Source organism: uncultured Phenylobacterium sp. (assembly GCF_902826855.1).
Taxonomy (GTDB): Bacteria; Pseudomonadota; Alphaproteobacteria; order Caulobacterales; family Caulobacteraceae; genus Phenylobacterium.
The window spans coordinates 3524-29757 of record NZ_CADEGK010000031.1 but is presented as its reverse complement, the minus strand read 5'-3'; the positions used below and the strand labels follow the sequence as shown (position 1 = coordinate 29757).

General features: G+C 68.7%; 28 protein-coding genes. 20 read left to right on the top strand and 8 right to left on the bottom strand.

The genetic code is table 11. The features are described from left to right. A partial coding sequence (locus tag QZV94_RS06750; RefSeq protein WP_367254098.1) for an NADH:flavin oxidoreductase occupies window positions 1-1095 on the top strand: 1095 nt, incomplete at its 5' end. On the opposite strand, the gene glcF is transcribed toward QZV94_RS06750, so the two are convergent. The 6 genes from glcF to QZV94_RS06720 are packed head-to-tail and all read right to left on the bottom strand — an operon-like array spanning window position 1092 to window position 7802. Further along, complete coding sequence (gene glcF / locus QZV94_RS06745; RefSeq protein WP_293677042.1) at window positions 1092-2357, bottom strand: glycolate oxidase subunit GlcF; 1266 nt, start codon at window positions 2355-2357, stop codon at window positions 1092-1094. The two genes, QZV94_RS06750 and glcF, sit on opposite strands and share 4 nt — an antisense overlap. Further along, window positions 2354-3526, bottom strand: coding sequence for a glycolate oxidase subunit GlcE (gene glcE / locus QZV94_RS06740; RefSeq protein ID WP_293677041.1), 1173 nt, complete (start codon window positions 3524-3526; stop codon window positions 2354-2356). Before glcE ends, glcF begins: the two co-directional genes overlap by 4 nt. Beyond that, entirely contained in the window at window positions 3526-5013 is a 1488-nt protein-coding gene (locus QZV94_RS06735) for an FAD-linked oxidase C-terminal domain-containing protein (RefSeq protein ID WP_293677040.1), read from the bottom strand. Before QZV94_RS06735 ends, glcE begins: the two co-directional genes overlap by 1 nt. A gap of 52 nt (window positions 5014-5065) precedes the next feature. Continuing rightward, complete coding sequence (locus QZV94_RS06730) at window positions 5066-5848, bottom strand: enoyl-CoA hydratase-related protein (protein WP_293677039.1); 783 nt, start codon at window positions 5846-5848, stop codon at window positions 5066-5068. 16 nt (window positions 5849-5864) lie between these two features. After that, on the bottom strand, window positions 5865-7016 hold the full coding sequence (locus QZV94_RS06725) for an acyl-CoA dehydrogenase family protein (protein ID WP_293677038.1): 1152 nt from the start codon (window positions 7014-7016) through the stop codon (window positions 5865-5867). Between the two features lie 33 nt (window positions 7017-7049). Beyond that, entirely contained in the window at window positions 7050-7802 is a 753-nt protein-coding gene (locus tag QZV94_RS06720; RefSeq protein ID WP_293677037.1) for an alpha/beta hydrolase, read from the bottom strand. Between the two features lie 78 nt (window positions 7803-7880). On the opposite strand from QZV94_RS06720, the gene QZV94_RS06715 reads away from it, so the two are divergent. The 7 genes from QZV94_RS06715 to QZV94_RS06685 all read left to right on the top strand — a co-directional run bounded on the left by QZV94_RS06715 (window position 7881) and on the right by QZV94_RS06685 (window position 14324). Continuing rightward, window positions 7881-9041 (top strand): glycosyltransferase family 4 protein, encoded by a 1161-nt coding sequence (locus QZV94_RS06715; protein ID WP_293677036.1) that lies wholly within the window; start codon window positions 7881-7883, stop codon window positions 9039-9041. Next, window positions 9041-10024 (top strand): glycosyltransferase family 9 protein, encoded by a 984-nt coding sequence (locus tag QZV94_RS06710; protein WP_293677035.1) that lies wholly within the window; start codon window positions 9041-9043, stop codon window positions 10022-10024. The genes QZV94_RS06715 and QZV94_RS06710 overlap by 1 nt, the downstream gene beginning before the upstream one ends. A gap of 107 nt (window positions 10025-10131) precedes the next feature. After that, a complete protein-coding gene (infC, locus tag QZV94_RS06705) occupies window positions 10132-10653 on the top strand; it encodes a translation initiation factor IF-3 (RefSeq protein ID WP_293677034.1) in 522 nt (173 codons plus the stop codon). Next, window positions 10653-11522, top strand: coding sequence for a subclass B3 metallo-beta-lactamase (gene bla / locus QZV94_RS06700; protein WP_293677033.1), 870 nt, complete (start codon window positions 10653-10655; stop codon window positions 11520-11522). Before infC ends, bla begins: the two co-directional genes overlap by 1 nt. An 11-nt stretch (window positions 11523-11533) precedes the next feature. Continuing rightward, window positions 11534-11848: a hypothetical protein gene (locus tag QZV94_RS06695; protein ID WP_293677032.1), complete on the top strand. Its 315-nt coding sequence runs from the start codon at window positions 11534-11536 to the stop codon at window positions 11846-11848. A gap of 41 nt (window positions 11849-11889) precedes the next feature. Next, complete coding sequence (locus tag QZV94_RS06690; RefSeq protein WP_293677031.1) at window positions 11890-13116, top strand: MFS transporter; 1227 nt, start codon at window positions 11890-11892, stop codon at window positions 13114-13116. Then, on the top strand, window positions 13113-14324 hold the full coding sequence (locus QZV94_RS06685) for an MFS transporter (RefSeq protein WP_293677030.1): 1212 nt from the start codon (window positions 13113-13115) through the stop codon (window positions 14322-14324). Before QZV94_RS06690 ends, QZV94_RS06685 begins: the two co-directional genes overlap by 4 nt. Window positions 14325-14365: 41 nt before the next feature. Here QZV94_RS06685 and QZV94_RS06680 read toward each other — a convergent pair whose 3' ends face one another. Beyond that, window positions 14366-14578 (bottom strand): hypothetical protein, encoded by a 213-nt coding sequence (locus QZV94_RS06680; protein ID WP_293677029.1) that lies wholly within the window; start codon window positions 14576-14578, stop codon window positions 14366-14368. 233 nt (window positions 14579-14811) lie between these two features. On the opposite strand from QZV94_RS06680, the gene rpmI reads away from it, so the two are divergent. From rpmI to QZV94_RS06620, 12 genes are all read left to right on the top strand, one after another. After that, window positions 14812-15012: a 50S ribosomal protein L35 gene (gene rpmI / locus QZV94_RS06675; protein WP_293348522.1), complete on the top strand. Its 201-nt coding sequence runs from the start codon at window positions 14812-14814 to the stop codon at window positions 15010-15012. A gap of 13 nt (window positions 15013-15025) precedes the next feature. After that, complete coding sequence (rplT, locus tag QZV94_RS06670; RefSeq protein WP_293677028.1) at window positions 15026-15382, top strand: 50S ribosomal protein L20; 357 nt, start codon at window positions 15026-15028, stop codon at window positions 15380-15382. A 115-nt stretch (window positions 15383-15497) separates the two neighbouring features. Then, the gene (gene pheS, locus QZV94_RS06665; protein ID WP_293677027.1) at window positions 15498-16610 is read left to right on the top strand and encodes a phenylalanine--tRNA ligase subunit alpha; all 1113 of its coding nucleotides are present in this window, start codon (window positions 15498-15500) and stop codon (window positions 16608-16610) included. Continuing rightward, window positions 16607-17008: an ASCH domain-containing protein gene (locus QZV94_RS06660; protein ID WP_293677026.1), complete on the top strand. Its 402-nt coding sequence runs from the start codon at window positions 16607-16609 to the stop codon at window positions 17006-17008. Before pheS ends, QZV94_RS06660 begins: the two co-directional genes overlap by 4 nt. Continuing rightward, window positions 17005-19425, top strand: coding sequence for a phenylalanine--tRNA ligase subunit beta (gene pheT, locus QZV94_RS06655; protein WP_293677025.1), 2421 nt, complete (start codon window positions 17005-17007; stop codon window positions 19423-19425). Before QZV94_RS06660 ends, pheT begins: the two co-directional genes overlap by 4 nt. A 391-nt stretch (window positions 19426-19816) precedes the next feature. Continuing rightward, window positions 19817-20515 (top strand): hypothetical protein, encoded by a 699-nt coding sequence (locus QZV94_RS06650; RefSeq protein ID WP_293677024.1) that lies wholly within the window; start codon window positions 19817-19819, stop codon window positions 20513-20515. Then, window positions 20512-20973 carry a hypothetical protein gene (locus tag QZV94_RS06645; RefSeq protein WP_293677023.1) on the top strand — a complete coding sequence of 154 codons (462 nt, stop codon included), beginning with the start codon at window positions 20512-20514 and terminating at the stop codon, window positions 20971-20973. Before QZV94_RS06650 ends, QZV94_RS06645 begins: the two co-directional genes overlap by 4 nt. 24 nt (window positions 20974-20997) lie before the next feature. Further along, window positions 20998-21846, top strand: a complete 849-nt coding sequence (locus QZV94_RS06640; protein ID WP_293677022.1) for a DUF3800 domain-containing protein — start codon at window positions 20998-21000, stop codon at window positions 21844-21846. Beyond that, a complete protein-coding gene (locus QZV94_RS06635) occupies window positions 21836-22402 on the top strand; it encodes a hypothetical protein (protein WP_293677021.1) in 567 nt (188 codons plus the stop codon). The genes QZV94_RS06640 and QZV94_RS06635 overlap by 11 nt, the downstream gene beginning before the upstream one ends. A gap of 666 nt (window positions 22403-23068) precedes the next feature. Further along, window positions 23069-23686, top strand: a complete 618-nt coding sequence (locus QZV94_RS06630; protein ID WP_293677020.1) for a glutathione S-transferase family protein — start codon at window positions 23069-23071, stop codon at window positions 23684-23686. Between the two features lie 80 nt (window positions 23687-23766). Continuing rightward, window positions 23767-24696 carry a hypothetical protein gene (locus tag QZV94_RS06625; protein WP_293677019.1) on the top strand — a complete coding sequence of 310 codons (930 nt, stop codon included), beginning with the start codon at window positions 23767-23769 and terminating at the stop codon, window positions 24694-24696. 33 nt (window positions 24697-24729) lie between these two features. Beyond that, the gene (locus QZV94_RS06620) at window positions 24730-25188 is read left to right on the top strand and encodes a VOC family protein (RefSeq protein WP_293677018.1); all 459 of its coding nucleotides are present in this window, start codon (window positions 24730-24732) and stop codon (window positions 25186-25188) included. Window positions 25189-25194: 6 nt separating this feature from the next. Here the strand turns inward: QZV94_RS06620 and QZV94_RS06615 are convergent, their stop codons facing one another. After that, window positions 25195-26184 carry an NAD(P)H-quinone oxidoreductase gene (locus QZV94_RS06615; RefSeq protein ID WP_293677017.1) on the bottom strand — a complete coding sequence of 330 codons (990 nt, stop codon included), beginning with the start codon at window positions 26182-26184 and terminating at the stop codon, window positions 25195-25197. Window positions 26185-26234 lie beyond the last annotated feature (50 nt).

The window sequence follows — 26234 nt, the reverse complement described above, 5'->3', positions numbered from 1 at the left end:
GAGACCGCCTTGTCCGATCTGTTCTCGCCGATGACCATGGCCCACGGGCCGGCCATGAAGAACCGCTTCATGCTGGCCCCGCTGACCAACCAGCAGAGCCACCCCGACGGGCGCCTGTCCGACGACGAGTTCAGGTGGCTCACCAAACGCGCCGAGGGCGGCTTCGGTCTGACCATGACCTGCGCGGCCCACGTCCAGGCGGTGGGACAGGGGTTCCCCGGGCAACTCGGCGTCTTCGGCGACCAGCACCTGGAGGGTCTCAGCCGCCTTGCCGCCGCCATCAAGGCCCACGGCAGCGTCTCCTCCCTGCAGATGCACCACGCCGGCAACCGCTCGCCGGCCGAACTGGTGGGCCAGGCGGTCACCGCTTCCGACGATCCGGAGACCGGCGCCCGCGGCCTTTCCACCGGCGAGGTCGAGCAGCTGGTCGAGGACTTCGTCGCCGCCGCGGTCCGTTCCGAGCAGGCCGGCTTCGACGGCGTCGAGATCCACGGCGCCCACGGCTACATCCTGGCCCAGTTCCTCTCATCGGAGATCAACCGTCGTGAAGACCGCTACGGCGGCTCGGTGGAGAACCGCGCCCGGGTGATCCACGAGATCATCGAGGGCGTCCGCGCCCGTTGCGGCCCGGACTTCCAACTCGGCCTGCGCCTGTCGCCCGAGCGATTCGGACTGAAGCTGGCCGAAATCCTCGAGATTGCGCAGACGATCATGTCTGGCGGCAAGATCGACTACCTCGATATGTCCCTGTGGGACGTCTTCAAGGAGCCAGTCGAGGAAGAGTTCAAGGGCCGGTCGCTCATGAGCTACTTCACCGCCCTCGATCGGGGCGCCGTGCGCCTGGGCGTCGCCGGCAAGGTGACCTCGTCCGCCATCGCCGCGCAGATGCTGGAGCAGGGTGCGGACTACGTCCTGATCGGCCGGGCCGCGATCCTGCACTACGACTTCCCGCGCCTGGCGCGAGACCCGGCGTTCACACAGGTCCCGATCCCCGTGAGCCCGGAGTACATGCGATCCCAAGCGATCAGCCCGAGCTTCATCGAGTACCTGCGCACCAACTTCAAGATGGTCGAGCCCGAGGCGGTCGAAGCTTAGAGTTCAGCCTTCGTCTGGGGCGCCGTCATCGCCGCGGGCTTCGGCCCGCCGGTGACCCAGTCCAGCAGTTCGACCGGATGGACGACCGGCGCGTCCAGCGCCGGCGCGAGCTGTGCCATGCAGCCGATGTTGCCCGCGGCCACAACCGCAGCGCCGGTCGCGGCGATATTGGCCGCCTTGCGCTCGCGCAGCCTGCCGGCAAGCTCGCTCTGCAGGATGTTGTAGACTCCGGCCGAGCCGCAGCAGAGGTGGCCTTCCGCGACCGCTCGGACCTCGAAGCCAGCCTCGGCCAGGAGCTGCGGCGGCGCGTCCTTGATCTGCTGGCCATGCTGAAGCGAGCAGGCGGCGTGGTAGGCGACGGCCAGGGGCTGCGGCCTGGTGACCGGCGGCAGGCCGGCCTCGGCGATGAATTCCAGGATGTCCTTGGCCGGGACCGCCTGGCCCGCGACCCGGCCGTAGGCCTTGAGCATGGTCCCGCAGCCGGCCGCTGTGGTGACGATCGCCTCGATCTTCCCGGCCCGCGACCAGGCAGCCAGGTTGGCGCGCGCCATCGTCCGCGCCTCGGCCGCCCGCCCCAGGTGCTCGGAGATCGCCCCGCAGCAGCCCTCGCCGGCCGCCAGGACCACATCGTAGCCCATCCGGGTGAGCAGCCGGATCGCCGCACCGCGGATCTGCGGCGCCATGGCCGGCTCGACGCAGCCCTGCAGCAGCACCACCCTGCCGCGCCGCTTGCCTTCCGCGGCCAACTTGAACGGCGCGTGGGCGGACCGCGGCGGCGCCAGGCGCAGGAGGGCGGCCAGCGGCGCCAGCTTCGCCCGCGCCAGCAGCGGCTCCAGCGGCCGCGCCAGTCGGCCGAGGGCCAGAGCCAGCGTCAGCCGCTTTGGCCGGGTCAGCACCGCCGGGATCAGCGCGCGCAGCAGCCGCTCATGCCAGGGCCGCCGGTAGTGCGTCTCGATGTGGGCGCGGGCGTGGTCGATCAATTGGCCGTAGTCGAGGCCGGACGGGCAGGTGGTGACGCAGGCCAGGCAAGACAGGCAGCGGTCGATGTGGGTCACCGTGCTGGCCGGCGGCGGACCGGGGGTCTCCAGCATCTGGCGGATGAGCTCGATACGGCCCCGCGGGCTGTCGCGCTCGTCGCCCAGCAGCACGTAGGTGGGGCAGGTTGCCGTGCAGAAGCCGCAGTGGACACACTTGCGGATCTCGCCGGCGCTGGCGGCTACCTCTGGGTCGGCCAGTTGCTCGGACGTGAAAGCCGTCCTCACAGGGCGTCCTCCATGCGCCCGGGGTTCAGCACCCCCAGCGGGTCGAACGCGGCCTTCACCCGCCCCTGCAGCGCCCCCAGCGCGCCCTCGCGCGGCCCGAACGCGGGCTGCCCGCGCAGGCACAGGGCGTGGCCCCCAAGCGCAGCGGTCACCGCGCGAACCTTGGCCACCGGCTCCTCGCTGAGCAGCCAGGCCTGCCCGCCGGCCCAATCGTAGAGCGCATCGCCCGGCAGGCCGTGCGGACCCTTCCAACCTGCTGAGGGTGGGAGACTGAGCCGCCACAGCGGCCGCGGGTCGCCGGCGAACGCGTCCACCTCGCGGATCTGGCCCCAGAACTCGCGGGAGTGATCGCCGTCCAACTGGTCGATGCGTCCGAACGGGCGAAGCGCCGCGAACAGCGCCTCGGCCCGGGCCGCGACCGAGGCCTCGAACCCTTCCAGGCGCAGCGCAGTAACCGCCATCTCCGCCTTTAGCGGCCGGGCGCGCGCCGCATAGGACGGCAGGTGCGCGGCCCCCGAAACATCGAACGGCCCGTTCATGGCGGTCGTCATCACCTCGCTCGCGCGCACGTCGGGCAGGCCGAACAGCAGGAGCGTGAGCTCGGTGCGCGGCGCGGGCAGCCCCTTCAGGGTCACCTCCGTCAGGATAGCCAGGGTCCCCCACGAGCCGGCCATCAGCTTCATCAGGTCGTAGCCGGTGACGTTCTTCACCACCTTGCCGCCGGCCTTGAATATCTCCCCGCGCCCGCTCACCGCCTCGAAGCCGAGGAAATGGTCGCGAGCGGCGCCGGCTCGGATGCGCCGGGGCCCTGACAAGTTGGCGCCCAAGACACCCCCAATGGTGGGCTCGCCGCGCGACGCAAGCAGCCGCGTCCAGTTCGGCGGCTCGAAGGCCAGCATCTGGCCTCGGGCCGCAGTGAGCCGCTCGATGTCCGCCAGCCGCACCCCGGACTGAACGGTAAGTACCAGCTCATCCGGCGAATAGTCGACGATCCGATCCAGCCGCTGGGTGGAGACCACCTGGTCGACCCGGTCCATGCTTCCGATCGCCCGCTTGGTCCCGCCTCCGATCACTTCGATGTGGCGCGCGCCGGCGCCAGCCTCGGCTACGAGGGCGCAAAGCTCCTGCGGAGTCGTAGGCCTCAGTGTGCGGATCGCCTCGTCCAACATCAGAAACGCGGTAGTTCGGGAAAGGCGAGCTTGCCGCGATGCACGTGCACCCGGCCGAGCTCGGCGCAGCGGTGCAGCACCGGGAACACCTTGCCGGGGTTGAGCAGCAGGCCCGGATCGAACGCACACTTCACCCGCTGCTGGCAGGCCAAGTCGGTGGCGTCGAACATCTCCCCCATCAGGTCCCTCTTCTCCACGCCCACGCCGTGCTCGCCGGTCAGCACCCCGCCGACCGCCACGCAGAGCCGCAGGATGTCGGCGCCGAAGGCCTCGGCCCGCTCCAACTCCCCCTCATTGTCGGCGTCATAGAGGATCAGCGGATGCAGGTTGCCGTCGCCGGCGTGGAAGACGTTGGCGACCCCCAGGCCATGCTCGGCGCTGAGCTCCGTGATCCGGGCCAACACCTGCGGCAGCTTCCCGCGCGGGATTGTCCCGTCCATGCAGAAGTAGTCCGGCGCGATCCGGCCGACCGCCGGGAACGCCGCCTTACGCCCTGCCCAGAACGCCAGCCGCTCGGCCTCCGAGGCCGACACCCTCACGAAGTCCGCGCCCCGCTGAGTGGCCAGGGCGCGCACATGGCCCGCGAGCTCGGCGCACTCCGCCTCTGGCCCGTCCAACTCGACGATCAGCAAGGCGGCCGCGTCCACGGGATATCCTGCGCCGACAAAGGCCTCAGCGGCCCGGATCGCCGGATTGTCCATCATCTCCAGGCCAGCGGTGATCACGCCCGCGGAGATGATATCGCCCACGCAGGCGCCTGCCGCCTCGACGGTGGGGAAGCCCAGGAGCAGCGCCTGGGCCGTCTGCGGCTTCGGAAGAATGCGCACGGTGACCTCGGTGACGATGCCCAGCAGCCCCTCCGAGCCGGTCACCAGGCCCAGGAGGTCGTAGCCGTCGGCATCCATCGCCTTGCCGCCCAGCCGCACGATCTCGCCGCTCATCAGCACCAGTTCGCAACCCAGCAGGTTGTTGGTGGTCAGCCCGTACTTCAGGCAGTGCACCCCGCCTGAGTTTTCCGCCACATTGCCGCCTATGGTGCAGGCGATCTGGCTGGAGGGATCGGGAGCATAGTAGAAGCCGGCCGCCTGGACGGCCTCGGTGATGGCCAGGTTGGTCACGCCCGGCTGCACCACGGCGCAGCGGTTGGCGTAGTCCACTTCCAGCACGCGATTGAACTTCGACAGCCCCACGACAACACCGTCGGCCAGCGGCAACGCCCCACCCGACAGCGAGGTGCCGGCGCCCCGCGGGACCACCTTTACCCCGTTGGCCTGGCACCAGCGCAACACCTCGGCGACCTGGGCCGTCGTCTCCGGCAGCACCACCGCCAGCGGCCGTTGGCGGTAGGCCGACAGTCCGTCGCTCTCGAAGGGCGTCAGGTCTGCGGCCTCGGAGACCACGCCCTCACCGGGCACGATCCGGCTGAGAGCCCGCACGATCTCGCCCTTGCGGGCGATCAGCGCGTCGTCGGGCGCGGGCATCTTCATGCGGCGAAGCTAGGCCGAGACGCGAGTCCCCTCCAGTCCCTCCTCACACAAGTCACCTTCCGCTGAAGCTGGGCGTCCGCTTCTCGTTGAAACTGGCCACGCCCTCACGCCGGTCCTCGGTGGTGAAGAGGTTGTTGTAGATGCCGAGCTCCAGATCCATGGCCTGCTTCAGGTCCAGGTCCTGTCCGGCGTGCACCACACGCTTCAGGCCGCGCACGGACAGCGGCGCGCGGCTGGCGATCTGGGCGGCGACGGCCAGCACCGTGTCCATCAGCGCCTCGGGCGGAACCACGGCGCTCACGAGGCCGTAGTCCAGCGCCTGCTGGGCGGTGAACGGTGCGGCGGTGGTCATGATCTCGAGCGCCCGGCGAGGGCCGACCGCGCGGGTCAGGAGCTGGGTGCCGCCGAGGCCCGGCATGATGCCGAGGCCTGCTTCCGGCAGGCCGAAGCGCGCACCCTCGGCAGCGTAGGTGAAGTCGCAGGCCAGGCTCATCTCGCAGCCGCCACCCATGGCCGCCCCGTGGACGGCGGCGATGATCGGGACCGGGCAGGCAAGCTGGGCGCGGATCATGGCCTCGAACAGCCGGTGCTGCTCGGCCCAGGCCTCGTCGGTCATGCCGTTGCGTTCCTTGAGATCCGCGCCGGCCTGGAAGTGCTTGCCCTCGCCGGCCAGAATCACGCAACGCAGCGCCGCATCGCCCCGAAGCTTGCTCCAGATGTCCAGGAGCTCGCGCCCCATCTCGCTGGAGAGAGCATTGGCCACGTCAGGCCGTGCGAAGGTGATGAGGGTGACGCCCGGCTGCGGCTCGCTGACCTTGATCGTCGAATACGCCATCAGAAGCTCCCCACCTTCAGAAGGACTTGGGCTGGCCCAGCACGTGGGTCGCCACGTGGCTGAGGATGAGGTTCGTGGAGATCGGGGCCACCTGGTAGAGGCGGGTCTCGCGGAACTTGCGTTCGATGTCGTACTCCTCGGCGAAGCCGAAGCCACCGTGGGTCTGGATGCACATGTCGGCGGCGAACCAGCTGGCCTCCGAGGCCACCAGCTTGGCCATGTTGGCCTCGGTCCCGCACGGCTGGCCGGCCTCGAACAGTGCGGCCGCATGGTCGACCATCAGGCTGGCGGAGGTCATCTGCACGTGGGCGCGGGCCAGCGGGAACTGCACGCCCTGGTTCTCGCCGATCGGGCGGCCGAACACGACGCGGTCCTTTGCGTACTGGCTGGCGCGGTCGATGAAGAAGCGCGCGTCGCCGATGCACTCGGACGCGATCAGGATCCGCTCGGCGTTCATGCCGTCGAGGATGTACTTGAAGCCCTTGCCCTCCTCGCCGACCAGGTTCTCCACCGGGACCTCCAGGTCCTCGAACAGGAGCTCGGTGGTCGCGTGGTTCAGCATCGTCCGCACCGGCGTGATCGTCAGGCCGGCGCCCACCGCCGCGCGCATATCGACGAGCAGCACGCTCATTCCGTCGGAGGTCTTCTGCTCGCTGCGCGGCGCGGTTCGGCACAGCAGCACCATCAGGTCGGAATGCTCGGCGCGGCTGATCCACAGCTTGCGCCCGTTGACGACGTACCTGTCGCCCTCCTTGCGGGCGAAGGTGGTTATGCGCGTGGTGTCCGTGCCGGCGTCGGGCTCTGTCACCCCGAAGGCCTGCAACCGCAACTCCCCGCTCGCCACCTTGGGCAGATAGGCTTCCTTCTGCGCCGGGGTCCCATGCCGCAGCACCGTGCCCATGGTGTACATTTGGGCGTGGCAGGCGCCGCCGTTGCATCCCGATCGGTGGATCTCCTCAAGGACCGCCGTTGCCGCCGCCAGTCCAAGGCCCGAACCGCCGTATTCCTCCGGGATCAGCACCGACAGGAACCCGGCTTCGGTCAGCGCCGTGACGAACGCGGTCGGATACTCCCGCTCGCGGTCCAACGCGCGCCAGTAGGCGCCGGGGAACTTCGCGCACAGCCGGCGCACGGCCTCGCGGATCTCGGGAAAGGTCTCGGTGCTCACGAGACGCTCTGTGCCACGACGACCGGAGAGGAGCTAGAGGGCCACCATCTCATCCACCGCTCCGACCAGGTGGGCGAGGTCGCGAGGTCTCGACAGGCGATGGTCGCCGTCCTTGATCAGGTCGAAGTGGACGTCGGGCCCCTTCAGCGCCTGCGCCAAGGCCAGGGCATGTCGCCAGGGGACATCGGGGTCTTCGCCGCCCTGCAGGATGCGCACCGGCGTCTCGATCGGGATGGTCTCGCCCCCGAGGATCGACCAGCGTCCGCCATCCTCCAGCAGCGCTCGGCCGATCGGATAGGGATCGCCATAGGCCGAGGGGCGGAACCACACGCCGTCGCGGTCCAGGGCCGCGCGGCCCTCGGGCGGGATCCCCGGCCCGATCAGTGTCTCGGTGAAGTCGGCGGCTGGCGCCACCAGCACCATGGCCTTGATCCGCTCAGGCCGGGCCAGCGCCGCCAGGCAGGCGATCCAGCCGCCCATGGACGAACCCACCAGGACCAGCTCGTCCTTCGTCAATTCGTCGATGACGGCCAGCGCATCGTCGCGCCATCGGGTCACCGTGCCCTCCACGAAATCCCCGGAAGACGCGCCGTGACCGAAGTAGTCGAAGCGCACGAAGGCGCGGCCCTGGCTCCAGGCCCACTCGGCCAGGGTCTGGGCCTTAGTCCCGGTCATGTCGGATCGGAAGCCGCCCAGCCAGAGCACAGCGGGCGCAGCGCCCTCCACTGCCCGCCAGGCCAGACGCGCCCCGTCCGGCCGTACGAGATCTCCCCCGACCTCTTTCATGGCGAACACATAAACCCCGCCGGTGTTCATCGGCCACCGTTTCAGTTTATGGGAAGCGCCGTACCCCCAGAGGCCCCCGTGGCGCTACCTCCTGACTTCACCCTGCTGCAGGTCATCCCCGAGCTGGAGACCGGCGGCGCGGAGCAGACCACCATAGACGTCGCCCAGGCCGTGGTCCGCGCGGGCGGAACGGCCCTGGTGGCCACGCGCGGCGGGCGGATGACCGCGCGCCTGGAGGCCGACGGGGCGCGCCTCACCCAGATGCCGGTGCAGACCAAGAACCCCCTGGTGATGCTGGGCAACGCCGCGCGGCTCGTCGCCCTGATCCGCCAGGAGAAGGTCTCCATTGTACACGCCCGCAGCCGCGCCCCAGCGTTCTCGGCCCTGTGGGCGGCGAAGGCGACCGGCACCCCCTTCGTCGCCACCTACCATGGCGTCTACAAGGCCCAGACGGCCCTGAAACGCTGGTACAATGCCGTCATGACCCGCGGCGACCTGGTGATCGCCAACTCCGACTACACCCGCGACCATGTGCTGGCGCAGCATCAGGTCGATCCCGGCCGCATGGTCACGATCCCCCGCGGCGTGGACCTCGACCGTTTCGACCCGTCGTTCGTCACGCCCAACCGAGTGGACGCGCTGCGGGAAGCCTGGGGACTGCCGCACGACGGGCGCACCCGCATAGTGCTCGCCGGGCGGCTGACGCGCATCAAGGGGCACCTGACCGTCGTCGAGGCGGCAAGCCGGCTGGTCCAGGCGGGTCGGCGGGATTTCCAGATCCTGTTCGCCGGCGACGATCAGGGCCGCACAGGCTACGCCGCCGAAGTGCAGGGGGCGATCGATGCGGCCGGCCTCGCCGATGTGGTCAAGATCGTCGGGCATTGCGACGACATGCCGGCGGCCTACCTGCTGGCCGACTTCGCCATCCTGCCGACGATCGTGCCGGAGAGCTTCGGCCGGGCGGCCGTCGAGCCGCAAGCCATGGGCCGCACGGTGATCGCGGCCAACCACGGCGGGGTCACCGAGACCGTGCTCGACGGGAAGACCGGTTGGCTGACGGCGGTGGGCGACGCCGACGCCTGGGCCGAGGCGATCGCGCGCGCCATAGACGTCGGCCCCCGACGGCGCCAGGAGATGGGCGAGCTGGGCCGGCGGCGCGCCCGCCAGCTCTATTCCGTTGGCGCAATGTGCGCCGCCACGCTGGCGGCCTACGAGCGGGTGCTGGAGGCCCGCGCCTGATGCCTCGCAGTGTCGAACGCATCCTGGTCATCAAGCTGTCGGCGCTGGGTGACTTCGTGCTCGCGCTGGCGGCGATGAAAAAGATCCGCGCCGCCCACGCCAAGGCGCACATCACGCTCCTCACCACCCCACCGTTCGAGGCGCTGGCGAAGGCCTGCCCCTATTTCAACGCCGTGGACACCGGCGGACGGCCGGACTCGTTCGCGGACTGGATGGCGCTCCGCCAACGGATCAAGGCGGCGAACTACGACCGGGTCTACGATCTGCAGACGTCGGCCCATACCAACCGCATCTTCCAGCTGTTGCGCCCCGGCCCGCCGCCTTGGTCGGGCGTCGCGTTTGGCTGCGCGCTGCCGCACCGCAACCCTCTGCGCAATGGCATGCACACGCTGGAGCGCCAAGCCGACCAGCTGATGTACGCCGGCATCTGGCCTGACGCGCCGACGGAGCCCGGTTCGGCTCCTCCGCCGGACCTCTCCTGGGTCCTGAAGTCCGCACCGGCGGAGCGCCCCGTTCCCGGCTCCAACAAGCCGCGTCCCTATGTGATGTTCGTCCCCGGCGGCTCGGCGCATCGGCCGGAGAAGCGATGGCCCGTGGAGCGCTACTCCGAGCTCGCCCGCATCCTCTACGCCCGGGGGTTCGACGTGGTGATCATCGGCGGCCCGGCCGAGGCGGAGCTGGCGCATGCCATCCAGCGCGCGGCGCCGCGGGCCCGCGACCTCACCGGGCGCACCGACTTCGCCCGGATCGCCCTGCTGGGGGCCAAGGCGGCGCTGGCGGTGGGCAACGACACCGGGCCACTGCACCTGGCCGCGGCCGGCGGGGCCCCTACCATCGTGCTGTTCTCCCGCGCCTCGGATCCGAAACTGTCGGCGCCGCGCGGCCGCGTGGCGATCCTGAGGGCCGAGAATCTGGCCGACCTGCCTGTGGCGCAAGTGGCGCAGGCCGCCAGCTCGTTGGCGCCCGCCCGCGCCACGCCTTGATACTGGCGGACGCTGCGGTCATATACTCAGATGCGTCCGGAGCGCTTTGCGCCAGCCGGCGTATTTTGCGTTTCAACAGCCCCGGAGCACTGCCTATTCGCCGTCCCATGCAAGCGCCGCCCGTCAAGGAAGGGCCGCGCATGAACGAAGACATCCGCGTTCCCCGTGTCCTGCTTATCGACCAGCACGGCGAAAAACAGGGCGTGATGCCCACCTCCGCGGCCATCGAAGCCGCCGAAGAGGCCGGCCTCGATCTTGTCGAGATCGTTCCCAACGCGGATCCGCCCGTCTGCAAGATCCTGGACTACGGCAAGTTCAAGTTCCAGGAGCAGAAGAAGAAGAACGAGGCGCGCAAGCGGCAGAAGGTGGTGGAGATCAAAGAGATCAAGCTCCGCCCGAACATCGACGTCCACGACTACGAGGTGAAGCAGCGCTCCATGCACCGCTTCTTCGAGGAGGGCGACAAGGTGAAGATCACCCTGCGCTTCCGCGGTCGCGAACTGGCCCACCCGGAGCTGGGGATGAAGCTCCTGCAGAAGGTGAAGGCCGACTTCGAGCCCATCGCCAAGGTGGAATACGAGCCCCGCATGGAGGGCCGCCAGATGATCATGATCCTGGCCCCGCGGTAGTGCGGAGCCCAGCAGCCAGAGCCTTCGGAACGGTCGCCCTCACGGCGGCCGTTTTCGTTTCACCGGCCTTCGCGCAGAGCCCGGACACCTGGGCAAATCCGATCAGGCCGTTCCAGATCGGCGAGGGACTCTACTACGTCGGCGCCTACGACCTGGCGTCCTACTTGTTCGTCTCAAAGGCCGGGTTGATCGTCCTGGACGGCGGCGACCAGACCGTCGGTAAGCAGGTGGTCGCCAACATCCGCGCCCTGGGTTTCGACCCTGCGCAGGTGAAGATCCTGCTCAACACCCATCAGCACTACGACCATGCCGCCGGCCTGGCCGAGATCCGCAGGGCCGCGCCGAACGCCAAGCTCTACGCCAGCGCCGCCGATGGGGCCGTGATCGCAGCGGGCGGTCGCGGCGACCCTTTCCTGACGGGCAAGGCCTATGAATACGAGCCCGTGCCGTTGGCCAGGACGCTGAAGGACGGCGACAAGGTCACGCTAGGCGGCTGGACGCTGACGGCCCACGTCACCGGCGGGCACACGGCCGGCTGCACGACCTGGACCTTTCCGGTACGCGTGGCGAGCAAGGTGCGCCAGGGCCTGGTGCACTGCTCGTCCAGCATCCTGCCGGGCTACCAACTCGGCAAGGCGGAGACCTATCCGGGGATCACCGCTGCCTACGAGAAGAGCTTCGCCACCTGGAAAGCGCTCCCCTGCGAGGTGTTCCTCGCGAGCCACGGCGCGTTCTTCGGGATGAATGACAAGCGCAAGGCGCTGGACGCGGGCAAGGCCGACGCGTTCGTAGATCCGGCGGGATGCAAGGGCTTCTATGAGCGAGCTGAGATAGCGTTCCGGGCTGAGCTGAAGCGGCAGAACCCGTAGGTCCCACCAATATGATCGTCATGGCCCGGCTTGTCCGGGCCACCCATGATCGCCCTGATGCAGGTTGCACGCCGCCGCGCCGCCGGGTTTCATCCATCTCCACGGAGATCATGGGTCGCCCGGACAAGCCGGGCGATGACGATCTTGGGGGATGGTGTTTGAGCGCGGTCTACATGATGGCCAGCCGAAAGCACGGGACGCTCTACATCGGCGTCACCAGCGATCTCGTGGCGCGCGTCGGCGAGCACTGGGACGACCTCTTCCCGGAGCTCTTCATCGAGCAGAGCCCCCTCGCCCACCGTCAGCCACGCGAGGCATCGCTCTAACGCGACTTGCCCCGGTGTCGCCCCGGCCTTAACTGCCCCACATGTCTGAAACGCCGCCGCGGGAGGCGCCGCCGCCCCGCTGGGCGGCGCTGTCGCTCATCGGCCTGATCTTCCTCAACATGCTGGGCTTCGGGATCATCCTCCCGTTGTTGCCCTTCTATGCCAAGTCGTTCGACGCCGCGCCTTGGCAGATCGCGCTGATCTTCTCGGCCTTCTCGGTAGGCTCGTTCTTCGGAGAACCCTACTGGGGGCGACTATCGGACAAGTATGGCCGCAAGCCCCTGCTGGTCATGACCATCCTGGCCAACGGCCTCTGCTACCTGGCGCTGGCGTTCGCCCCCAACGCCTGGGCGGCGTTCGCCATCCGGCTCGCAGGGGGCCTGTTCGCGGGAAATGGCTCGATCATCCAGGGCTACATCTCCGACGTCACGCCGCCTGAGAGGCTCACCCGCTCGATGAGCTGGATGGGCGCCGCGTCGAACGTCGGCATGATCGTGGGGCCTTTCCTGGGCGGCGTGTTCGCCAAACCGTCGCTGGGCCCGATCGGCTTCCAACTGCCGCTCTTCATCTCAGCGGCCCTGTTCATGACCTCGGCGCTGGCCATCACCCTGTTCATCCGAGAGAGCCGCCAGCGCGACGAGGCGGACAGGTTTCGCCCCAACCGCTGGGCCGCGACTGGCGAGGCCGCACGCCATCCGGTGATCGGGCGGCTGATGCTGGTGACCTTCCTGGTCGGCTTCGCCTTCACCGGCATCGAGTCGTTCTTCGGCCTGTGGACAGAGGCCCGCTACGCCTGGGGGCCCAAGGAGATCGGCTGGTCGTTCATGTTCGTAGGCATCGTCTCGGCGGTGACCCAGCTCGGCTTCACCGGACCGCTCTCCGAACGCTTCGGCCAGGCGACCATCCTGGCCATCGGCATGGCCATCACCGTGGTCGGCATCGGCCTGCAGCCGTTCTCGACCGGCGGGGCGATGACGATCGCGCTGATGAGCCTGTCGGCCATCGGTCAATCGGTGGCCTGGCCAAACATTTCCGCGCTGATCTCCGAAACCGCGGACCCGCACCGACAGGGGCAGATCTTCGGGCTCAACAACGCCATGGGCGCGCTGGCGCGGGTCGTCGGGCCGCTATGCGCGGGCCTCACCTTCCCCTTGAGCATCCACGCGCCCTTCTTCCAGGGCGCGCTGGTTGTCGTCCCCGCCATATTCTTCGCCGTGGCGGCAGGGCGGCGCGCGCGGGCCTGGCGGATCTCCGGGGCGCCCCCATGAGCGCCGCGTCAGATGTCGTCATGCCCCCTGGGGAAGAACGCCGCGCGCTCATCGTCCTGTTGAGCGTGATCTTCCTGATGATCGCGGGCTTCGGCCTGGTGATCCCACTGCTGCCGTTCTTCGCGCGGGCGTTCAATGCTCCGGCCTGGCAGATCACCCTGCTGTTCTCGACCTTCTCCGTCGGCCAGCTGATCGGCGAGCCGTTCTGGGGAAAGTTGTCCGATCGGATCGGCCGCCGGCCCGTGCTGATCGTCACCATCGCCATGGTGGGTGTCACCTACGCCGCCTTTGCGTTCGCACCGAACATCTGGGTGGCGTTCGGGCTGCGGTTCCTGAACGGCGTGTTCGCCGGCAACATCTCGACCCTGCAGGGCGCGCTCGCCGACATCACGCCGCCGGAGAAACGCGCCGGCCGCATGGGGATCATGGGCGCCGCGTTCAGCGCAGGGTTCTCGACCGGTCCGGCGATTGGGGGGCTCCTGGCGCAACCGAGCCGCGGGGCGCTGGGCTTCCAGCTGCCACTGCTGGTCGCCGCCGCGTTCTGCCTAGCATCGGCCCTGGCGGTCGTGTTCCTGGTGCGTGAGCATCGCCCCAAGGGCTCGTCCACGAAACGCGTCAAGGCCGCACGATTCCGCGACGCCTTCGCCGATCCGATCGTCAGCCGCGTCGTGATGATCGGCTCCATCGTGGTCTTCGGCTTCGCCGGGATTGAGGCGATCTATGGCCTCTGGGCCGAACAGCGCTTCGGATGGGGCCCTCGCGAGATCGGTCTCTCGTTCATGCTGCTGGGCCTCGCCGGCGCCTTCTTCCAGGGCGTGGTCACCGGCAAGCTCGCCCGGCGCTTCGGCGAGGCGCGCACCCTGACCCTGGGCTTGGTCTTCATGGGGATCGGCATCTCGACGCAGGGGCTGTCACCCACGTGGGAGGTGGCGACCCTCGGCTTTCTCTTCGTCTGCTTCGGGCAGTCGATCTGCTTCCCGAACGTCTCGGCCCTGATCTCGCGAGCGACCCCGCCCGACCGGCAGGGCGAGATGCTGGGGCTGAACGCCAGCATCATGGGACTGGGACGCATCGTCGGACCGGTCGGGGCTGGCCAGGCCTTCTCGCTGATCCAGCCAGGGGCGCCCTTCGCCATATCGGCGCTGCTCATCCTGCCCGCCCTGTGGTTCGCCGTCGCGGTGGTGAAGCGGACGCCAAAGCTGGCGTAGGCCTGACGGCGCGAAAACCCCGGACGGCGGCCGCAGCGGGCCTAGGCCTGGATGTCCAGCACCACGCCGGTGCCGGCCGCTTTCGTGGCCTGGGACTTTACGGCGGTGGCGGCGACGTCGTCGACCTTGGCGGACTTCTCGGCCGTCTTGGCCTCATCCTTCTTCACGGCCTGCGTATCATCTCGGGGGGCGGGCGGGGCGTAGGTGATCGGCGGTTGCGACGCGACGGACGCTGCGGAAGAGATGCTCGACATTCTGGTCTCCAACGGCCGCATTTCGCGGCTGGACCTTTGTTCTAGCCCACCACGGATAACCGACGCTTAAGCTCCGGGAGAAAATCTACCCGCGGTTGTGGGCCGCCCGCGTCCTTGCATTCCGCCCCCCTTTCCCGTATTCACCCGCCCCTTCGGAACCGCCTGGCCCCAAGGCATGCCAGGGCGGTTCATCAACACGACCAGAGGACGGACCGCTCGCGGCCCGACGTGAAATGCCCAAACTGAAGACCAAGTCCGGCGTGAAGAAGCGCTTTCGGATGACGGCGTCTGGAAAGCTGAAGGCCGGCGTCGCCGGCAAGCGCCACCGCCTGATCAGCCACAACGCCAAGTACATCCGTCAGAACCGCGGCACCAAGGTGATGAGCGACGCTGATACGAAAATTATCAAGCTCTGGCTCCCCTACGGCCTCTAGGAGAAACTGACAGATGGCACGCGTGAAAAGGGGCGTCACCGCCCACGCCAAGCACAAGAAGGTTCTCGAGCAGGCCAAGGGCTTCTACGGGCGCCGCAAGAACACCATCCGCACCGCCAAGGCGGCCGTGGACAAGGCCGGGCAGTACGCCTACCGCGACCGCAAGGTCCGCAAGCGCATGTTCCGCTCGCTGTGGATCCAGCGGATCAACGCCGCGGCCCGGGTCGAAGGCTTCACCTACTCGCAGTTTATTCACGGCCTTGATCAGGCCGGGATCGAAATCGACCGCAAGGTCCTCGCCGACATCGCCGGCGCCGATCCGACCGCGTTCAAGGCCATCGCCGACAAGGTTCGCGCCGCGCTGGCTTGAGGCCTCGGTCCATCCGGACCCTGAAGCAATCAAGGAGCCCTCCGGCCGAACCGCCGGGGGGCTTTTTGCTGGCCCCTTCACCCCGTGAAGACCTAAGGCTAGGACACCTCCTCCCATGACCGACTACGCCAAAATCGCGCAGGACCTGGACCAGCGCATCGCCGGGGCCGCCGATCTGGCCGCTCTCGAGGCCATCCGCGTCGAAGCGCTCGGCAAGACCGGCTCGATATCCGAGCTCCTGAAGTCGCTTGGCCGCATGAGCCCCGACGAGCGCCGCGTCGAAGGCCCGCAGATCAACGGCCTGCGGGATGGCGTCGCCACCCACATCGCCCGCCGCAAGGCGGCCCTGGAAGCGGCCGAGCTGGACGCCAAGCTCGCCTCCGAACACGTCGACCTTACCCTGCCACCGCCCTACGAGCGCAAGGGCCGGGTGCATCCGACCATGCAGGTGCTGGACGAGATGATCGCGGTCTTCGCCGACCTCGGCTTCGCCCTGGCCGAAGGCCCGGACATCGAGGACGACTTCCACAACTTCACCGCGCTCAACTTCCCGCCCAAACACCCGGCGCGGGAGATGCACGACACCTTCTGGCTGCCGGAGGACGAGAAGGGCGAGCGCAAGCTGCTGCGCACCCACACCAGTCCCGTGCAGATCCGCACGATGCAGCAGGGGCAGAACCGCACGCTGCCCGGCTGGATCGCCCAGGGCCAGGCGCCGCCGATCCGGGTCATCGTGCCCGGCCGCACCTACCGCTCAGACAGCGACGCCACCCACACGCCGATGTTCCACCAGCTCGAAGGCCTGGTCATCGACCGCGACATCCACATGGGCCACCTGAAGTGGACCCTGGACCAGTTCATCGCCCGCTACTTCGAGACGCCCTCGGTGGAGACCCGTTTCCGGCCGCACCACTTCCCGTTCACCGAGCCGTCGGCCGAGATGGACGTGCGCTGCGACCGCTCCGGCGGCGACGTGAAGATCGGCCAGGGCGACGACTGGATGGAGATCGTCGGCTGCGGGATGGTGCACCCCAACGTCCTGCGCAACTGTGGCCTCGACCCCGACGAGTGGCAGGGCTTCGCCTTCGGCTTCGGCGTCGACCGGCTGGGCAGCCTGAAGTACGGCATGCCCGACCTGCGCGACATGTTCGCCGCCGACCTGCGCTGGCTGCAGCACTACGGCTTCTCGGCCTTCCAGGCCCCCAACCCGGCCACGGGGCTGTCATGACCGACACCTGGAACGGGCTGGAGACCCACATGTTCGGCGACGGGCCCGAGCTGGCGGACGAGCTGCTGGCGCTCGTCCTGGCAGGAACCAAGACCGCGACCTGCTGGGACGCCGCTGAGGGCCTCAAGGGCGCCGAGGTCGGCAAGCCGTGGGCGGTGAAGAACGGCGCCGGCGACGTGCGCTGCGTGCTGGAGACCGTGGAGCTCACGCAGGCCCGGTTCGACCAGATCGACGCCGCCTTCGCCTTCGACGAGGGTGAGGACGACCGCTCGCTCGCCGCCTGGCGCGCGGCTCATCAGGCCTATTTCACCCGCAACGGCGGGTTCGCCCCGGACATGCTGCTGAACTGCGAGCGCTTCCGGCTGGTCCAGATCGTCAGCGAAAGCGCCGAGCGATGAAGTTCACCCTCTCCTGGCTGAAAGAGCACCTCGATACGACGGCAAGCGTCGACGAGGTGGTCGAGGCCATGACAATGGCCGGGCTCGAGGTCGAGCACGTCGAGGATCCCGGCGCGAAGCTGGCGGCGTTCACGGTGGCGAAGATCGTCGAGGCTGTGCAGCACCCCAACGCCGACAAGCTGCGGGTCTGCCAGGTCGACACCAAGGACGGCCGCCTCGAGATCGTCTGCGGCGCGCCCAACGCGCGGGCCGGCCTGACCACCGTCTATGCGCCCATCGGCGCCTACGTGCCCGGGAGCGGAGTGACGCTGGAGGCGCGGCCCGTTCGCGGCGTGGTGTCCAACGGCATGCTCTGCTCGGCCAAGGAGCTGGAGGTGGCCGAGGAGTCCGAGGGGATCATGGAACTGCCGGACGGCCTCGCGGTCGGCCAGCCGGCGGCGCAGGCGCTGGGCCTGGAAGCGGCCATCGACTTCGAGGTCACCCCCAACCGGCCGGACTGGCTGGGCGTGCGCGGCATCGCCCGCGACCTGGCCGCCGCCGGCCTGGGAACGCTGAAGCCCGACCCCGTAAAGCCAGTCGCGGGCGCCTTCCCCTGCCCGATCGAGATCAAGGTCGATGGCGAGGTCTGCCGCGTCTTCGCCGGCCGGCTGATCCGGGGCGTGAAGAACGGTCCCTCGCCGGCGTGGCTGCAGCAGCGGCTGGTCAGCGTCGGCCTGCGCCCGATCAACGCCCTCGTCGACGTCACCAACCTGATCACCTACGACCGCGCCCGGCCGCTGCACGTCTACGACCGCGCCAAGCTGGTCGGCGACGTGATCGAGGCCCGGCTCGGCCGCGGCTCCGCCGAGCCCAGCGCGGATGCGCCGTCCCCCGCGCCGCACCGCGACGAACAGCTGATCGCCCTCGACGGCAAGACCTACGACCTGTCGGCCGAGATGAGCGTCATCGCCGACGCCGGCGGCGAGCGTCCGATCGGCCTGGGCGGGGTGATGGGGGGCGAGTCCACCGGCTGTTCGGAAGCGACCACGGAGGTCTTCCTGGAAAGCGCCTGGTTCGACCCGATCCGCACGGCCCAGACCGGACGGATCACCGGCATCACCTCCGACGCCCAATACCGCTTCGCCCGCGGTGTGGACCCGGAGTCCCCGGCGTGGGGCATCGAACAGGCCACCCAGCTGATCCTCGAGCTCTGCGGCGGCGAGCCCTCGGACGTGAAGGTGGTCGGGGCGCCGCCCGCGCCGCCGGCCGCGATCGCCTTCGACCGGGCCTATGTGAAGAAGCTCTCCGGGCTCGACGTGGGCCCGCCTCGGATCGACGAGATCCTCACCCGGCTCGGCTTTGCCGTGGACGGCGACAGCGTCACCCCGCCCTCCTGGCGCCGCGACGTGGAGGGCAAGGCCGACCTCGTCGAGGAGGTCGCGCGCATCGAGGGCTTCGACAGCCTGCCCGAGACGCCCCTGCCGCCGATCGCTCGGCCCCCTGGCGGTGTCCTGACGCTGCGCCAGCGCCGCATGCGCGATGCGCGACGCGCCATGGCCGCGCGCGGCTACGCCGAGGCGCTCACCTGGAGCTTCCAGCGACGCGAGTGGGCGGAGCTGTTCGGGGGCGGCGACGCGCGGCTGGTGCTGAGCAATCCGATCGCGGCAGACCTCTCGACCATGCGCCCTTCGGCTCTGGCCAACCTGATCGATGCGGCGGCCCGCAACGCCCGCAAGGGCTTCCCCGACGCGGCCCTGTTCGAGGTGGGTCCCAACTTCAAGGGCGACGAGCCGGGCGACCAGTGGACGGCCGTCACCGCGCTTCTGGCGCCGCACAGCCCGAAGCACTGGGCGCACAGCGAGGGTGACCCGTTGTTTGCCCTGAAGGCCGATCTGCTGGCCCTGCTGGAGGAGCTGGGCGCCCCCGCCCTGCAGGTCGTGCAGGGTCAGAACGCGGGCTGGTGGCACCCCGGCCGCTCGGCTCGCCTGCAGCTCGGCCCCAAGGTGGTGATCGCCGAGTTCGGGGAGCTGCACCCGCGGGTGCTGAAGGCGCTCGACGCCGAGGGGCCGATGCTGGCCTTCGAGGTCAGCCTGGACGCCATCCCCGAGCCCAAGAAGAAGGGCGTCAAGACCAAGCCCGCCCTGGCGCTCTCCCCCCTGATGCCGCTCACCCGCGACTTCGCCTTCCTGGTGGCCGCAGACACACCGGCCGGCGACCTGCTCCGCCCGATCCAGGGCGCGGACAAGGCCCTGATCGCCGAGGCCCGCATCTTCGACGTCTATGCCGGCGCGGGCGTGCCCGGCGGCATGAAGTCGGTGGCCGTCGAGGTGCTGGTGCAACCGCGCGAGAAGACCCTCACCGACGCCGAGATCGAGGCGCTGTCGGCCCGCATCGTCGCGGCGGCGGAGAAGGCCGTGGGGGCGAAGCTGCGCGGCTGACGGGCGCGGAGCGTGAGTTTCGCGCGTCTCGGAAGGTCGCGCCAAGCGGACCTGCCGAAGTCGGCTCAGGGGTGAGGCGCCGACGTTCGTTTAGCGGTCGCCCTATGTCGAGTGCTGACTCGGGGGAGACCTTCGCAGCGTCCGCAGTGCGCCGCGGACTGCAAATCGTTCAGGGTCGGGCCGCTGTCCTGAATGTTCACATCCGACCGGCACCAGCCCTGTGGCGCGGCACGATTGCTGCCGCGGCAGAGGCGCAGAAATTCCCGCGCAACTACAACGACCCCCGCTTGCCCCGCTCCGCATTACACGCCCCCTACGTCCGATTTTGCCAGGTGCCGCTGTTAAGCCCGCATTGACCGGACATCCTGCCAACCTGTAGCGGAAGTCGAGCATGACCAGCGTGGACACAATGCGCCCAGACGTCGGCGGCGGCTTCTATACCGCTGCTGAGGCCGCGCGACTGCTCGGCATGCAAAGCACCCAACGCATCCTACGTTGGCTAAGCCCCACGCCGTCGGGCGACGCCGCTGTGATCTCCCGCAGCTACGCCAAGCTCGGGCGAGAGCACGAACTGAGCTTCCTCGACCTGTTGGAGGTGCGGTTCGTAGAGCACTTTCGCTCGCGGCAGATCAGCCTCCAGTCGCTGCGCTTGGCGGCGAAGAATGCAAGGCGGGAGTTGGGCGTCAGCCACCCCTTCGCTACGTCGAGCGTGAAATTTCAGTCGGATAGGAAGCAGATCTTCTTGGAGACGGCCAAGGAGGCCGAAGACCGCGTCTTCCTCAACCTGATGACCAATCAGTTGGCCATCTATGAGTTCATCGAGGACTCGCTGGCGCGCGACTTGGAGTTCGACGTTTCAGGCTTCGCAAAGGCCTGGAGGCCGGCGCCGGAGCGCGCGCCCGACGTGATCGTCAGCCCTGTGTATGCGTTCGGCCAGCCAGCCGTGTCGGCTCGGCATCTGCCGACCGCGACCCTCTTCAGCAGTTGGGAAGCCGAAGGTGGCGATTACGCCGCCGTGGCTGAGTGGCATCGAGTGACCGCTGACGACGTGAGGCAAGCGGTCGAATTTGAGTTACGGCCCCTACATTGAGGATCTGCGCCGACGAAAACGTCGCGCCCCTCCTCACCCAACTGATTCGCGATTCCTTACTCGGTAAGGCGCACACCCTCGACCTGGTGGACGACCACCAGGCGCGTGGTGTCGACGACCAAATCTGGGTTCGAAAGTTCGCCGACGCTGGGGGCGACGCTATTGTCGGCGCGGATGCGAAGATGCTGACCCGGCCACACGAGGTCGTGGCCATATTCGAAGCTGGCCTACGGCTGGTGGTGCTGCCCGGCCAATGGGCGCAGCAACCTAAGAACATACAGATCGCCTTCCTCTTCCTCTGGTGGCCAAGGATCGAGAAGGCCTTCGAGACGGCGAAGGCGCGTCAATGCTTCAAGGTGCCGTGGTCGTGGAAGGAGACGGACACCGTGTCGGAGTTCAAGCTCGACTTCCAAGAGGCTCAGAAGAAGGCGAAAAAGGCGGCCCGCCGTAACGGCTAATCTCGCGCACAGCCCGGTCGCCATTTGACGTTCGTTACCTACTTCGATGAGATCAAGCCCGACGCCAAGTTGGGGCGACATGAGTACGTCGTCGGCGGCCTCGTCATCCCCTTTGGACACATCAAGCCGCTAGAGAAGGCAGTTGGTGATCTGGCGGTGGAGATCTTTGGAACCTCCGAGATGACGCCATCGACGGAGTTCCATGCGGCCCATATTTACTTCGGAAAGGGCGCGTTCAAAGGACGGCCGACCCAACAACGCATCGAGGTTCTAGGTCGGCTCGGTGCGATCATCCACGACGCCCGTGAACAAGGTGTTGGTCAGGTCTACACCTGTGCCAACTCAGACCTGATGCACAGCACTGATCCGGCTAAGGCGGCGTTCGCGTTCTTCTGTGAGCGAGTGCAGGGATATGTCGGACGTAACGCGGACACCCTGCTCATCGGTGACTTAGACGGGGAGGAGTCGCGTCAGATGATACGCGACTTCTCAAAGTACCGGATCGACGGCAAGACTCCGTGGGACTATGGCGCCCCGATCCCGAGCATCGTCGACTCGGTACATTTCGCGCACTCTCATCATTCGCGGCTCCTTCAACTTGCTGACGCCTACCTGTTGGGGAACCAAGAAGGGCTGGATGCTGAGTTCGCTCAACAAGGCCTGCGAGGGACAAAACTTCTTTCCGCACCGCTACAAGGAATGGCCGAAACGTCGCTAAGCGGTCTGGCGACTGGATGCAGCCGGATGTCTGCAAGTCGGACGTGGGTCAATGTCCGTACCTGGCGCGACCCTGCCACTTCCGATCAAATCGCCGATTCAGACAAGTGGGCCGGAGGGGCTATGCTTGCAGGAGGAGGCGCGCATGAGCCCTGACCTCGCCCTGTTCCTGGCCGCCTGCCGCGCGGCGCGGCCGCATGAGGATTGGCCGGAGCGAATGGCTGCTGCCATGCGCCAGCTGATCAGCAAGGGGCCGGAGCTCGCCCACGAGTTGCGCGGTGACATCGCGGCGTCGGATACCAGGGGGATTGCCGTCTACGTCCAGGGACCGGACCTCACGATCTACGCCGTGGAAGGAACAGGCGGCCTGCGCAGCGCCCCGCACGACCACGCCACCACCGCCGTCGTCGGCCTGATTGAGGGCTCGGAGAGCTACCGCACCTGGCGGCGCGAGGGCGCGCGAGTGGCCGAAGGCCCACGGGTGCGGGTCAGCGCCGGCCAGGTGGCGGTGATGGGCGAGGAAACGGTGCATTCAATGTGGTGCGAGCCGACCGAGTCCGGGCTCTCGCTGCACGCATACGGCAACAGCCACTTCGACGTCGTCGAGCGGCGGCAGTGGGACCCCCACACGCTGCGTGAGGAGCCGTTCGAGGTCGGCCGCCAGCGCGCCTGGGTCCGCGAGCTGACGACGGCCGCACGCGCCAACGGCTAGAGCCGATCCCAAGCGGGTTCCGACGCTCCGTCGACGATGCCAGTTTTGCGCTGGCGCCGATCCTCATCTGGGTCGTTCGGCGCGCTCTTCCGCGCCAACCGAATTTTGGCCCGACTGTTTCGTAGTGATGGCGGGAATTCGGGGACAGGTTGATCTGTCCCCCACCCGCCCACTCCCTGCCTTAACTCCATGGACGGAGTATGCCTGCCGGCCCAGGCGTCTCAAGGACGGCCGGAGGCCGCCGCGGCGCGGCCGGGCCGGAGGCCCGGTCCTTGACACACCCGGGCCGGCAGGCTCGCAATCAACCATGGATTTAAGGGCGGTCAGCATCCTGCGGGGATGCTGGGCGGGAGGGGCGGGCCAGTTGAAGACTCTCGCCGAGTTCGGTTTCCGGGTTTCGGGGACACGATACCTATCCCCAACAACCGCCAGCGGCGCGGCATGCGCTCGGCTGGGATAGGTATCATGTCCCCTAACTCCACGACCTCGGCGCCGCCCTCTCCCACGGCGCTGCCGCGCCTGGGAGAGGAGCTCCGAAGTTCTTTGTCTCTTCTGGAAATTCCATGGAGGTCTCGCGGTAGCTCATCGTCTAACCGTTCCACCTGCTCATCCTGTATGCCTGAAGTCGGACATCTACTCATTCTCGTTCGGTTCCATGGAGGGACGATGAAACTGTTCAATTCGCTGGGGCCCAATCCGCACACCGTGCGGATGTTTGCGGCCGAGAAGGGCATCGATCTGCCGCTGCAGGAGATCGACGTGATAGGCGGCGAACACCGCCGACCGCCCTACAGCACGCTGAACCCGATGATGCAGACCCCGGCGTTCGAGGCCGACGACGGCCAAATCATCGTCGAGCTGACCGCGATCTGCGAATACCTGGAGGAGCTCCACCCCAATCCGCCACTGATCGGCGCGACGCCCGGCGAGCGCGCCGAGACGCGGATGTGGGTGCGCCGGCTGGACCTGAACATCATCGAGGGGCGGTCCCGCGCCGGCCGCGCGACGATGGGGCGGGCCTTCTACATCGACAAGATCAAGCTCCTGTCAGTCGAAGCCGCCGAGGAGCTGAGGGCGGTTGTCGAGGACCGCATAGTGTGGCTGGACGGGCAGGTGGCCGGCAAGACCTGGATCTGCGGCGACCGCTTCAGCCTGGCGGACATCATGCTCTACTGCTTCATGGCCTTCGGCGCGCCGGAGAGCGGCAACAACCTACCGGCCGGGACGCCGAACCTCGCGGCGTGGTTCGACCGCGTGAAGGCGCGGCCGTCGGCCGTGGCTTAGGGCGCGCCGGGCTCGAGCGGGCCTGGGATTTGTTCACTTTTTGTTCTAGACATCCCAAGCGACCTCCCTACATTGAAGGCATGGCGCCGCCGACCCTTCGCAGCGAGGCTCTGGTCCGCTCCATCGTCGAGCGGATGGAGCGGGGGGCCAGTCTGCGGCAGGTGAGCCTGGAGCCCGGCATGCCCGCCTGGTTCACGCTGATGCGCTGGCAGCGGCGCGACCCGGCGCTGAAGGCGCGCTTCGCGCAGGCCCGGGCCTGGGGGCGCGGGGTGCGGTTCGAGGGGCGGCATCAGGACCGCTTCCGGTTCGATCCCGTGAGGGCGCTGGAGCTGGTCGAGCGGGTGCGGGCCGGCGAGCCGCTGCGCAAGCTCGCCCGGCGCGATGGCGTGGTCGAGCGCCAGGCCCTGAACGGCTGGAAGCGGGCCAGCCCCGACTTCGGCCTGCGGCTGGAGGCGGCCAAGCTCGCCGGCCGCGCCGTGCGGGCGCGGCGGCAGGCGATGCGCCCCCTGCCCTGGCCGTGGGACGAGGCGCTGTCGGACCGCATCGTCCTGCGGGTGATGCGCGGCGAGCGGCTGATCGACGTCGCCCGGGGGCCGGACTTTCCCGGCCTGCACGTGCTTCGGCGGTGGCGGCGCGAGCACCCCGAGTTCGACGGGGCCCTCAAGAGCGCGATCCGCCGCGGCCGGCGCGTGGCCGTCTCCGGCCGGGGGCGGTACACGCCGCAGATGGCCGAGCAGGTGTGCGCGCGGATCGCCGCGGGCGCGGCGCTGTCGGACATTCGCGACGATCCGGCCCTGCCGCACGACAACACCATCCGCGCGTGGACCCGCACGCGACCGGACTTCGCCGCGCGACTCGCCGATGCGCGGGACTTCCGCGCGTGGCTGGTCGGGGACGAGATCGTCGACATCGCCGCCACCGCCACGCCCGCCACCGTGAAGGAGGCCGCGCGCCGGATCGGCCGGCTGCGCACCCGGCTGAGGGCGACGGCGCCCAAGCGACCGGTTTGACTTCCGCCAGCGTCAGCGTGGCTGAATGACGCCATGGTCGAGATCAACGGCGTCGCGCACACCTTCATCACCGCGGGTGACTTCGAGGCCAGCCGGGCCTTCTATAGCCAGCTGCTGCCGTTCCTGGGGCTGAAGGAGGTCGCCGACAGTCCGGACACCTACTACTGCGTCGGCGGCCGCACCGGCTTCGGCATCCGCCGGCCGGACCCGGCGCACGCCGGCATGAGGTACGAGCAGTTCCGGGTGGGCAGCCTGCACCATCAGTGCTGGCGCGTGCGGAGCCTGGAGGAGGTGGACGCGGTCCACGCCTTCCTGGTCTCGATCGGCGCGAAGATCGTCCACGCCCCGCAGGTCGACGCCTTTGCGCCCGGCTACTACTCCGTGCTGTTCGAAGACCCGGACGGCATCCGCCTTGAGGTCAACCACGTCCCCGGCCGGGGCCTGTTCGACACCAAGGACCAGCGGGTCGGCGCGGACCTGGACGCGCGCTGAGCAGGATCAGGTGATCAGGATCACCTTCCCAACGTGTGCGCCGCCTTCCAGGTAGGCATGGGCCGCGGCGGCCTCCCCGAGCGGGAAGGTGCGGTCCACCTGGGCCTTCAGCTTGCCGGCCGCGATCCAGGGCCAGACCACGCGCTCGACCTCGGCAGCCAGGCGCGCCTTCTCGTCGGCGTCGCGGGGGCGCAGCGTCGAGCCGGTGATCACCGCGCGCTTCTGCATGATGCGGAAGATCGGCACGTCCAGCTGCCCGCCGGCCAGGCTGGCGATGAACACGATGCGGCCGCCGGTCTTCAGCGCGTCGAGGTTCTTCGCGGTGTAGTCGCCGCCGACCATGTCCAGCACCACGTCGACGCCGCCTTCGGCCTTGGCGACCTCGGCGAAGTCCTGGGCCGTCACGTCCACGGCCACGTCGGCACCCAGCGCCTTGGCGGCGGCCGCCTTGTCCGCGCCGCGCCCGGTGGCGATCACCTTGGCGCCGGCGGCCTTGGCCATCTGGATGGCGGTGACGCCGATGCCGGAGGTCGCGCCGTGCAGCAGCAGGGTCTCCCCGGCCTTCAGGCCACCGTGCTCGAAGGCGTTGGCGTAGACCGTGAACACCGTCTCGGGCAGGCCGGAGGCTTCCTCGAAGCTCAGTCCGGCCGGGATCGGCAGGGCATGGCGCGCGTCGCAGGCCGCATATTCCGCATAGCCGCCGCCGCCCAGAAGGGCGCAGACGCGGTCGCCCGCCTTCCAGCGCCCGGCGCCGACCGCCACCTCGCCGGCGACCTCCAGGCCCATGGTGTCGGGCGCGCCGGGCGGCGGCGGGTACATCCCCATCCGCTGGATGATGTCGGGCCGGTTCACGCCCGCGGCCTTCACCCGGATCAGGATCTGGCCGTCCGTCGGCTGCGGCAGGGCGATCTGGGTCGCGTGGAGCGCCGAAGCCGGGCCCTTCCCGCCCTCGATGGCCACTGCGGTCATGGTCTCGGCTTCGATGGGGCTGGTCATGCAAAACGTCCTGAAACTTGCGCAAATCGGCGATGCACGGTCAGATAGCC